The 709-nt window shown below is 76.0% G+C and carries 1 protein-coding gene; it reads left to right on the top strand.

The features are described 5' to 3' along the window. Window positions 1–709 (top strand): globin domain-containing protein (locus tag AB8Z36_RS41370; protein WP_369218480.1); only part of this gene is annotated, 709 nt, incomplete at both ends.

Here is a 709-nt window from a genome sequence, read left to right as displayed (position 1 = left end):
ATGCTGAACCGCATCGCGCACAAGCACGCCTCGCTCGGCGTGGCCCCCGGGCAGTACGAGACCGTGCGGCTGCACCTCTTCGCCGCCCTCGCCGAGACGCTCGGCGACGCGGTCACCGCCGAGACCGCCGCCGCCTGGGACGAGGTCTACTGGCTCATGGCCAACGCCCTCATCGCCATCGAGGCCCGGCTCTACGCCGGGCACGGCGCCACCGCCGCCGAGGGCACCTGGCGGGACCACGAGGTCGTCGAGCGCGTGGAGGAGACGCCGGACGTCGTCACCTTCCGGCTGCGCCCCGTCGACGGGGCCGGAGCGCCGGTGCCCCGCCACCGCGCCGGGCAGTACGTGTCCGTGCAGGTCGAACTCGACGACGGGGCGCGGCAGATACGGCAGTACAGCCTCACCGGGGCGGCGGGCGGCGTGGACCGGCTCATCTGCGTCAAGCGGGTCCGGGGGGAGGACGGCTCGCCCGAGGGCGAGGTGTCGCGGCAGCTGCACGCGCGCGTGCGGGCGGGTTCCGTGGTGCGGGTCTCCGCGCCCTACGGCGACCTCGTCCTCGGCGACGTCGACCCCGGCGCCCCGCTCCTGCTCGCCTCCGCCGGTATCGGCGTCACCCCGATGATCGCCCTGCTCGGACAGCTCGCCGACGCCGGGCACCGCGGCCCCGTCACCGCCCTGCACGCCGACCGCTCCCCCGCCGAACACGCCC

This window comes from Streptomyces flavofungini, assembly GCF_041028215.1.
GTDB classification, from domain to species: domain Bacteria; phylum Actinomycetota; class Actinomycetes; order Streptomycetales; family Streptomycetaceae; genus Streptomyces; species Streptomyces flavofungini_B.
This window is presented reverse-complemented; position numbering and strand designations above follow the sequence as displayed.